General features: G+C 41.3%; 6 protein-coding genes. 4 read left to right on the top strand and 2 right to left on the bottom strand.

Features of this window, described 5'->3' with window-relative positions:
• The 3 genes from G7B18_RS02445 to G7B18_RS02435 form a co-directional block, all read left to right on the top strand.
• Positions 1–3,214: Ig-like domain-containing protein (locus tag G7B18_RS02445; RefSeq protein ID WP_164122001.1), on the top strand; the 3,214-nt coding region annotated here is incomplete at its 5' end.
• Between the two features lie 25 nt (positions 3,215–3,239).
• Entirely contained in the window at positions 3,240–4,250 is a 1,011-nt protein-coding gene (locus G7B18_RS02440; protein WP_164110570.1) for a type IX secretion system membrane protein PorP/SprF, read from the top strand.
• A gap of 51 nt (positions 4,251–4,301) precedes the next feature.
• Positions 4,302–6,251, top strand: coding sequence for an OmpA family protein (locus tag G7B18_RS02435; protein ID WP_164122000.1), 1,950 nt, complete (start codon positions 4,302–4,304; stop codon positions 6,249–6,251).
• 163 nt (positions 6,252–6,414) lie between these two features.
• Here the strand turns inward: G7B18_RS02435 and G7B18_RS02430 are convergent, their stop codons facing one another.
• Complete coding sequence (locus G7B18_RS02430) at positions 6,415–6,606, bottom strand: hypothetical protein (RefSeq protein ID WP_164110566.1); 192 nt, start codon at positions 6,604–6,606, stop codon at positions 6,415–6,417.
• Positions 6,607–6,804: 198 nt separating this feature from the next.
• On the opposite strand from G7B18_RS02430, the gene G7B18_RS02425 reads away from it, so the two are divergent.
• Entirely contained in the window at positions 6,805–7,545 is a 741-nt protein-coding gene (locus tag G7B18_RS02425; protein WP_164121999.1) for an AAA family ATPase, read from the top strand.
• A gap of 106 nt (positions 7,546–7,651) precedes the next feature.
• Here the strand turns inward: G7B18_RS02425 and G7B18_RS02420 are convergent, their stop codons facing one another.
• Positions 7,652–10,354 carry a M14 metallopeptidase family protein gene (locus G7B18_RS02420; RefSeq protein WP_240452748.1) on the bottom strand — a complete coding sequence of 901 codons (2,703 nt, stop codon included), beginning with the start codon at positions 10,352–10,354 and terminating at the stop codon, positions 7,652–7,654.
• Between the last annotated feature and the right edge of the window lie 172 nt (positions 10,355–10,526).

Here is a 10,526-nt window from a genome sequence, read left to right as displayed (position 1 = left end):
ACGAGTCAATTTAGTGGATGCTTTCAATAATCCGGTTGCTAATGCTTCTGTGGAGTACACCGTTTCAGGTTTGACAGGCGTTCAGACATCTACATTAATTGGTACTTCAGATGCTAATGGCCAGTTTGAACTAACGTTGACCAGTGAGAAGATCGGTACAGCTAGTATCACAGCTACTGCTGGTGGTACTGCGATTACATTGGGAAGCCCGGCATTGGTTACGTTTGTTGCCGGTGCTATTGATTTCAACCTATCTAATATTGAGGTTATTGATAATAACGCAACTGCAGATGGTGTTGAAGAGAATAAAGTACGAGTCAACTTAGTGGATGCTTTCAATAATCCGGTTGCTAATGCTTCTGTGGAGTACACCGTTTCAGGTTTGACAGGCGTTCAGACATCTACATTAATTGGTACTTCAGATGCTAATGGCCAGTTTGAACTAACGTTGACTAGTGAGAAGATCGGTACAGCAAGCATCACAGCTACTGCTGGTGGTACTGCGATTACATTGGGAAGCCCGGCATTGGTTACGTTTGTTGCCGGTGCTATTGATTTCCGTAAATCAAACATCGAGGTTGTAGATAACAATGCTACAGCGGATGGTATATCTAAGAACAAAGTTGTCGTCAACTTAATGGATGCGTTCAGTAATCCGGTTGCTAATGCTTCAGTAGCATATACTGTTGCAGGTTTGCCAGAGGCTCAGCCATCCGCGTTGACGGGTACATCGGATGCAAATGGTCAGTTCGAATTGACATTGACCAGTGAGAAGATCGGTACGGCAAGTATCACAGCTACTGCTGGTGGTACTGCGATTACATTGGGAAGCCCGGCATTAGTTACGTTCGTGGCAGGAGCTATCGACTTCCGTAAATCAAACATCGAGGTTGTAGATAACAATGCTACAGCGGATGGTATATCTAAGAACAAAGTTGTCGTCAACTTAATGGATGCGTTCAGTAATCCGGTTGCTAATGCTTCAGTAGCATATACTGTTGCAGGCCTGCCAGAGGCTCAGCCATCGGCATTGACGGGTACATCGGATGCAAATGGTCAGTTCGAATTGACATTGACTAGTGAGAAGATCGGTACGGCAAGTATCACGGCTACGGCAAATGGTACTGCGATCACGGTAGGTAGCCCAGCGTTGGTTACGTTTGTCGTAGGAGCAGTCGATTACGACAAATCGAATCTGAAGGTCACAAAAGATGGCGCTATCGCCGACGGTGTTGATTATAACGAGTTTACTGCGACTATCCTTGATAAGTTTGAGAATCCAATTGCCAATAAGGATGTTGAGTTCGGTATTACAAATCCTGACGGGAGTAAGACTAGCAAAACAATTACTACGGATGCGAACGGTAAAGCTGTTATCCCGACGACTTCTACAAAACCTGGAATAGTTACTGTAGACGCACAGGTAGATGCAAAGTCTATTAACGGTAGCCCAGCAACGGCAAGATTTGTTATCGCTAATAACTTAGAAGTAACCAAAGTAGCTGATCAAAACCGCGTAAAAGCTGGTACAAATACAACGTTCACTGTGACGATTAAGAACGACGGGCCAGCCAACATTGCAGCGGGTAAGGTCATCACTCTCGGTGAAATGCCAAGCACAGGTCTGACGATTACAGGCTACGAAGTGACTTCAGCAAATGGTACAGCTGTTGGAACGGGTAACTCTGCTACGATAACTACAAGTAGTGCAATTGCAGTAGGAGGTACGATCACTGTAAAGGTAACAGCGGCGGTAGGAGCAGATGCACCATCTACCATTACAAATGGTATTAAAGTTTGGGGACCAGATAAAGATCCTGGTACTGATCCTGAGGATGATAAAGATGAAACGCCACCAGTTCCGGTAGATCGCGAATCGAATTTGAGTATTGTTAAAAAGTCAGATCAGACTCGCGTAAAAGCGGGAGAAAATACTACCTTTACATTGACTATTACAAACGATGGTCCATCTACTATCGATATTGGCAAAAAAATCCAGTTGACAGAACGTCCTGGTGATGGCGTAACTATCGATAAATATGAAATAATAGGTACGAATGCAACGGTCAATGGAACGGCTAATAATGCAATAGTAACTACAACAGCCAAGATAGCTCAAGGACAAACGATTGTAGTAAAAGTTACAGCTAAAGTCGATGCAGATGCACCAACGACTATTACCAACGGTATTACAGTATGGGGGCCTGATAAAGATCCAGGAAAGGATCCAGAAGACGATGAGGACGATACACCTCCAATTCCTGTAGACCGTGATTACAACTTGACAATAGAAAAAGTAGCGGATGAGACACATGTTAAAGCCGGTGAGACTACAACATTTACAGTGACGATCACCAATAATGGTCCTTCTGTGATGGAGATAGGCAAAGAGATCAAGCTAACTGAGCGTCCAAGTGCTGGAGTGACTATAGAGAAATATGAGGTAGTCGGTGATAATGCGACAATAGCAGCTTCAGGTAATAAAGTTACCGTAACAACTACGGCTAAATTGGCTTTAAATGGTACTATTACGGTGAAGATTACCGCTAAGATAGATGATGAAGCTCCAGAGAAGATTACCAACGGAATCTCTGTTTGGAGACCAGGTAAGCCTGATACGGAAGATCCGGACGATGAAGATGATACTCCGGAGATACCAGTAGTCTATCCATTGATTCAAGCGGTAGATGATATTGCTGAAACAAAGACAGCAATACCGGTGATAGTGGATGTCTTGGCTAATGATGTCGTTACAAAATGGGATATTAACCCAACGAGTCTAGAGGTAGTTACATCGTCTTCGGGCGCTCAGGTTAATGTCGAGATAGATGGTAAGGTGACATATACCTCATCGCGTGATATGATCGGTGAAGATACCTTTACTTATCGCGTGAAGGATGTAAAAGGCAGATGGAGTAATATAGCAACAGTGCGTATAGCAGTGGTTAGCAACGACTTGGGTATTCCGAACATCATAACGCCGAATGGTGACGGTAAAAACGATGTGTTCCGTGTCAAAGGGCTTGAGCTGTATGATAGAGTCGCACTTACAATTGTTAACCGTTGGGGGAATGAAGTGTACAAGAGTAATACATACAATAATGATTGGGGTGGATTGGGATTGAGTGAAGGCACTTACTTCTATGTGCTAGAGTTGATGAAAGGTGGAAAAGTAGAGGTACATAAAGGATGGGTGACAATCAAATCAAATTAATTGAAGTAATTAAGTAATACGCGTTATGAAACGATACGGAATAAAATGCGCACTAACGTTGACCATGGCTCTTCTAGTATGGAAGGGCTACGGCCAACAAAACATTCAGTTTACGCAGTACATATTTAACTCGATAAGTATTAATCCAGGCTATACGGGCTATAAGGAGGAATGGTTTGGACAGATGGGGCTCCGTAGCCAGTGGGCAGGATGGGATGGGGCTCCAAAAACAGGAACTATCTCGGTAGACGGAGTGCTCGATCAAGATAAGCGACATGGGGTAGGGCTTCAGGTTACCGCAGATCAATTGGGAGCGCAAGCAGCAACCAGTGTCTATGCGAATTATGCTTTGCGTTTACAATTGGATCGTAGAGATGAACACCGGTTGGCGTTAGGTATTGCGGCAGGAGTGACACAGTACAGTCTTGATGGTAATAAACTAAAATATCACGATCAGGGGGATGTGGTAGTTCCGGATGGAAAGATCTCTACTTGGAGACCGGATGTTCGTTTGGGGGTGTATTACAGCAATCCGAAGTGGTACGCAGGTGTTTCTGTTCAGGATTTGTTTAGCAATAGTAATAGCGGTGAGGATTTTCAGTTCAATCAAAATTCACTTGAAAGTCTGTACCGTAAAGTCCATGGTTATTTTATTGCAGGGATGCTCGTAGAACTGGATCGAGGTTTAATGTTGAGGCCAAGTATTCTTATAAAGGATGATTTCAAAGGACCGACTTCTATGGATGTCAACGCCATGTTCATCTTTAATGACAAGTTTTGGATAGGTGCAGGATACAGAACGAGAGCAAAGATTTTTAATCGGGAGTATGTATCAAATTCTGCAAGTAAACTAAGTTCATTGAATTCTATTAGTGGTGTTGCTCAATTTTATGTTTCGCCAAAATTCCGAATAGGATACTCTTATGATCATATGCTCAACCGTATGAGTGGTATGCAGAATGGAACGCACGAGGTGACTTTAGGTGTTACTTTTGGAAGAACAGGAAGACAGGTCTTAAGCCCGAGGTATTTCTAAGATCATTAAGGATGACAAAAACTAGTTAGATAACTACAAATTGTGAAACATATGAACAGAAGATATTATAAGGGAATAGGAGCTTTAGTTTTACTATTGGCTCTAAATATACAGTCTATCCTGGCGCAAGAGCAACCGGGACGGAAAGCTCGTGCTGAGCAGCAGTTCTTACGAATGGAATACGCTAATGCAGCACAGTCGTACGAAGAACTAGTGTTGGATAAAAAGAATCCGAAGACACTGGACATGGAGCGGTTGGCTGAGAGCTATTACTATATAAAGCGTTATGATCTGGCGGAGAATTGGTTCTCCAGAATAGTCATGTTAAGTGATGCCAGCAAGGAAGCGCATTTGAAATATGCTGAGGTATTAAAGCAACAGGGAAAATACCCAGAGGCGAAAGAACAATATGGAAAGTATATCAATAAGTATGGAGCTAGTCAAGAAATAGATCGCGCTATTATCGGTGCTGATTCTGCGGCTTACTGGATGCAACACCCTACTAAACATCAGATAAAGAATGAGCAGGCAGTAAATACCGCACTGGCCGAATTTGGACTTACCCCAACGGCAAACGGCGCTTTATATGCGGCCGAACCCAATAGCTTGTTAAAGGAGAAGAGTGGAATGACTGGTCAGGCCTATCTGAAAGTATATTCGGCCGAGCGTCGGATGGATGGGAGTCTTAATTATCCTAACTTGATGACAGAAGCATTTAATAATTCTACCTATCATGTAGGGCCTGTCGCTGTAAACCTAGCAAATGATATGTTGTTTTTAACACGTACCTATGCCGGTAAAGATGCGCAAAAGTACAAAGAAAACGCGCAACGTTGGAAAAAGCAGAACTTGGAGCTAAGCATTTACAAGAAAAATGGAGATGCTTGGGTGGAGGGGAACTTTCCTTTCAATAATGTAAAAGAGTATTCACTGGGACATGCTGTATTAAATAAAGATGAAACGGTTCTTTATTATGCTTCAGATATGCCGGGTGGACAGGGAGGTGTCGATATTTGGTATTCCGAATTGCAGAGCGACGGCACCTGGGGGGATCCCCAGAATGCAGGTAGCCAGATCAATACGACAGGCGATGAAATGTTCCCTGCGATAGAGGGAGATAATCTCTATTTTTCCAGTACAGGCCATATAGGGATGGGCGGATTGGATATTTTTAGAGCCAAAGGTGCGAAATCTAATTTTTCAAAACCTATCAACATGGGATATCCGGTAAACTCAGCTTCTGATGACTTTGCTTTTGTAAACAGTATGGATGATGACAATCATACGATGGGGTATCTATCTTCCAATCGTTTAGGAGGAGTTGGGTCTGATGATATATATTCCTTTACGTTGACAAAACCTCGGTTAAATATTGAGCTGATTACGATCGTGAAAGATAAGAAAACGGGCGAAATATTGGAACAGTCGATAGTCATGTTATATGATCAAAAGAATGTCGTCGCCAGAGGTAGTACAGATATCAATGGAACTATAAATTTTGATCTGGATAAAGGATTGGCGTATAAAGTTTACGGCGAGAAACCAGGGTACATGGCCGATAGTATACTGGTTAATGCTGTTTTTCCAAAGCAAGATACCACGATTAGAGTTACATTAAATTTACAACCGGTAAATAAAGTGGGTGAGAAGTTTGTTCTAGAAAATATTTATTACGACTTCGATAAACATAATATTAGACCAGATGCTGCTTTGATCTTAGATAAGTTGGTCGCTACTATGCGCAACAATCCAACATTGAAAATCGAATTATCAAGTCATACTGATAGTCGAGGATCTGATAGTTATAATATGAAGTTATCACAAAAGCGTGCCCAATCTGCTGTCGATTATATCGTCAGTAAAGGAATTGAAAGAGATCGGATGGTCGTCAAAGGATACGGAGAAACTAGATTGGTAAATAAATGTTCGAATGGAGTGAAGTGTACGCCGGAAGAACACCAGGCAAACAGGCGGACAGAAGTCGAAGTGATTGCTTATTAACTAGCTCAGTTTTTTTATCATACGATTCAGTATGATTTTATAATGGTAGATGCGGAATGCGGTATTTTCTCCCCGATTTTACCGCTTCCTTTTTTCTGAAAGTGTCCGTATAATTGATTCGTTTTAACTCTTTATCCTATCAATGAGCTTACTTCGTACGGTTTTAATGGACATCAAGAACTTTCATATCTGTAAAGTCTATACTATTAACAATTATACCTATTCCTTGAAGAGAATGTACAATATCATTTTTACTAATCTCACAGGAGCTACTGGCTTCTATAGAAATCATAACTGAATTCGCTGTCTTACCATTGGTGAGGTCTTGATAAAGATTTTCGTAGATCTGTAACATAGGTCTCTTTATAAATTGTTTGTCTGGCAATTACATAGAGTAGGTGAGAACGCTAAAAGTTACAACTTTTAAAAATATGGACTATGAAAAAAATGAGAAACTGGAGGAAGAATGAACTATCAATATTGTTCATCTTTGTAGATAGCACACAAACTTTAAAAGTTTGTACCTTTGTCGTAGAATAGTCCGTATAGTAGAATGAATATAGCTGATTTATTGATAACAAGAAAGGAAGCAGTTTCTTTAGATGACATCATCCTAACTCAAGATAGTAAAGTACAATTAGATCGTTTACTGAAAGAGCATAAGTATCTGGATATATTGCAGGGATATGAACTCCCTGTAAATAATAAAATACTGTTGTATGGGGCTTCTGGTTGTGGTAAGACGACAACAGCCAAAGCTTTGGCCAATGCGTTAAACAAACCTATCTATATTCTTAATCTCAGTAACGTAATCAGTGCCAAGATCGGAGAGACATCTCAGCATTTGAAACAGGTCTTTGATAAAGCCGGCCGTGATCAAGCTGTCCTTTTTCTAGATGAATTTGATCAGATTGGGAAATCCCGTATGAGCGAAGATAAAGATGTTGGGGAGATACGTCGTCTTGTCAATACATTGATACAGTTGATCGATTACTATCCTGAAAAGGCATTGTTAATCTGTGCTACCAATCATATTGAAGTTATCGATAAGGCAATCCTTCGACGTTTTCAGATACAAGTTGAATACACACTGCCCGCATCAAATGTACTGGATGAATACTATGATTCTCTATTGCGAAGGCTGCCTGAAAAGGTAGCTAGTGTTATAGAACGTAAGTACGGTATATCTTTTGCTGAGGCCAAGGATTACGCATTTACTCAGGCAAAATGCAATTTGATCGAGCAGTTAGAGCGTAGCGAAACGCTATTACAAGATGAAGCCTTAGAAGCGTAGCTTTTATCTATAGGTAGGTATCTTCATGCAGACTCCATAGACCCTTGCTTAAAGTGCAACGGGCCAATAGTTTTGAAACTATTGGCCCGTTTTGTAATTGTTCAGACTAATTATACAACTGGTTGAACAGAAGCTTGAATGTGGCATGACTTTGTGCGCGATTCGTAATTTCAGGACCAAAAGCAATAAGCTTTCCGTCGCCTATTTTGGCAGTTAGGCCTATGCTTACGCCTTCTAGGTAATGCTGACCGTGTGCCCATCCACTCAAAAGCGATTTTTTGTTGTTGATACTGCCTAAGGAGTACAACATATCTGTATTTTCGATTTTAAAGACCGGACTATTGTTAAAGACGATATTTACCTTACTATTCATGCCAAAATTTTCTGCTCGTGAAAGATCTAGCTCCGCTTGCAAAATACTTGTCGGTATATAATAATCAGAACTGCTTAGTCCCACAGCTTTGTTTTGTTTATCAGTTGTCAAGAGCGGGTCTACTACAGGTAACTTAAAATGGTATACCAGATCTGAAGAACTACCGATGGTCAATATTTTTCCACCTTGCTCGATGTATTGTTCTAATATTGGGATAGACTTACTTTTCGTAACCTGTCCAAGTAAATGAGTGAATTGAGTAGGAACCAGACGGTCTTCAGGTAGCCTGAATTTAGTTGTTTCCTCTCGTCGGGTGGGAATGCCTTGACCTACAAAAAGCAAGATGTCATATTTTTTAATATCATTATTGTCTATATTTTTCGGATAGAATAGCTCATAGTTAAAGCCGTATTGTTCGAGAATCCAACGCGTCCAACCAGAAGACATAGAACCACCATAATGATCGAATAACCCGATCTTCAGTGGTTTTATAGAGATTAGGTGTTTAGGTTTCTTGTCTATGGCTTGGATATTAAGATTTAGATCATGAATAGTGTTCTGAAGGAGGTTCTGCTGTTTTCCGTCGATGTAAAAGTCTTTTGAATGAAGGTCCCGTTGGGGTTTTAGACCCGCAGCAATTAATTTGTTAACGACCAAAAACGCATCATTTGCTTTTGCGTTGATAAGGTATCCTCCTCGGCTGGTCAGCAGTTTGTCGGTAGGCGGAGTAAGAGCTATTCCATACGGTTTCCGTTCAAAAGGACCTGCAATGTCCTCGTAAAGACGGTCATATTGTACCCCCATTTGGAGGCCTAGTGTCCAACCTGCAGCATCATAAGGTCGGATGGGTGGGCCACCTTCGTATTCGGTATCATGCGGATGATCCTGTGGCTCGAACATATCAATGATTTGTGGACGAAAGGCCTGATTTGTTTTTACAATAATGGAATTTTTTGGATAAGATTTACCAGCAATAGAAAAGTCCTCATGAGCCTGATATACATATATTCCTGATTTTATTAGCGCATTGACAAATTTTAAGGCTGTGCCAAAGTCTGCCTGGTCTGCTGGAATGATATAGCTACGAGGATCTCTGTTTTCGGAGTTACGATATAGACTGTCTACATAAGAAGTTGGGATACCTTTTGATCGAGAAGCGGAGGTCCCGTCGTAGGACATTTTTTTTGATTTAATATCATTTTCGTAGGCTGTTTTTAGCGCGTTAATATATCGTGGATACGCCGTCCAGTGGTCTGTATTACCTCTTTCAATGGAGTTCTTGCCCATTTTGTAGAAGTTGTACAGCAGTTTATCCCCATTTCGGGAGGCATAGTCTAATATGGCCATGTTCATTGATACAGAGTAATCTATGGATTGTTGAAAATGCCACTTTTGGGGAGATACGGGATTAGGTAGACCATTTCTTGGCATCTGTCGCTCAGCTATGAAAGGGATTTCCGCCGGGGTAGGACTACCTGTTGTCTCCGTCAGTATACCGATCATATTATGAAAGTAAGGTGCTGTACGCAACCCTCCATTCCACCAAGTGGAAAATGTGGACTGATCCATACGCACATAGCCAGGCTTGCCCTCTTCATTTAGTCTGTTTATCATGGCAAATCCCACACCATCGATTCCGCTTACGACTAAGGGGTCGTAAACCTGGTTAAAAGGGTCTCGGTAAGGAGGGCCTGCAACAACTGTCCCTTCGGGTGACGTTTGATGATGATTGTACACAATTTGCGGCAACCAGTCTACATACATGACTTTTGCCAGATTGCTCGCTTCTTTCATGTTGTACATAAAGAAATCCCGGTTATTATCATGTCCGACATACTTTTGGTATAACGTAGGAATAGACATGTTTCGATCCTTAGGATTTTCATATTGCATATACCAATCCGCAAGTAAATCCTGTCCATCAGGATTGACATGCCACATCAATACGACGACCTTATCGAGGTAGGTTAGTATCTCCTGATCGTTGCGTGAGGTAAGTTGATAAAGTGTCTCGACCAGTTGGTGCGATCCTACGGTTTCATTTGAGTGCATTCCTCCATCAATCCATACAATAGGTTTACCCGTCTTGGCTAGTTGCATCGCATCTTGCTCACTTATACCTTCGGCACGGCCTAAGGACTGCGATATTTTTCGATACTCTTCTATATTAGCAAGGTTTTCAGGAGATGAAATAATTAAAAGATATTGTTGCCGACCTTCCTCCGTCAGGCCTGCTTTTTGTATCTGTACGCGGTTGGATGATGAGGCTACTTTTAGAAAATAGCTTTCCATCGCTTTGTAATTTGCGATTTTATAATCGTCGCCGATGTTAAATCCAAAATGAGATTTGGGACTGCTGACTTCTTGAGCCTGTGTTTGTGCAAGTCCCAGTGTAAGGGAAAATAGATAGGTGAGTAATTTATTTACTTTCATCATTATTTATCGGAAGTTACGGCCTAAATAGCTTCTAGGGTTTACGAATTATTTCGGTTAATATAATGATAAAGATACTTTTTCTTTTTGGAATCTCTAGCTATATAAGAATCCCTTTAGATCTCCTTCTGATCGGTAAGAATAAAAAAAGCGATTCGTATTACGAATCGCTTTT

The sequence above is a fragment of the Sphingobacterium sp. xlx-130 genome (assembly GCF_011007405.1).
Classification (GTDB): domain Bacteria; phylum Bacteroidota; class Bacteroidia; order Sphingobacteriales; family Sphingobacteriaceae; genus Sphingobacterium; species Sphingobacterium luzhongxinii.
Note: the sequence above shows the minus strand (reverse complement) of the source record. Positions and strands in the feature narration are given on the sequence as shown.